The organism is Mesorhizobium sp. M1A.T.Ca.IN.004.03.1.1, assembly GCF_003997555.1.
Classification (GTDB): domain Bacteria; phylum Pseudomonadota; class Alphaproteobacteria; order Rhizobiales; family Rhizobiaceae; genus Mesorhizobium.
Genome location: NZ_RZTV01000484.1, coordinates 1 through 263 on the forward strand (window position 1 = coordinate 1; position 263 = coordinate 263).

The window sequence follows — 263 nt, forward strand, 5'->3', positions numbered from 1 at the left end:
CGCGGCGGTGGCCGGCGCGCTGCCGGCGGCAATCGGCGCCAATGCCGAAGGCAAGGGCCTGATCTGCCCGTTCGCCTGCGGACCGGAGGCGGCCTGGGCGGGCAAGGATTTCGACATACTGGCGCCGCGCAGCCTGATCGCGATCGCCAACCACTTTCGCGGCACGCAGGTGCTGTCGCGGCCAGAGGCCGGCATCCAGGTCGCGGCGCGCGACCTGCCCGACCTTGCCGACATCAAGGGCCAGGAGAGCGCCAAGCGGGCGC

General features: G+C 73.0%; 1 pseudogene. It reads left to right on the forward strand.

The features are described 5' to 3' along the window. A pseudogene (locus tag EOD29_RS32545) lies at positions 1-263 on the forward strand (ATP-binding protein); the annotation flags it as partial.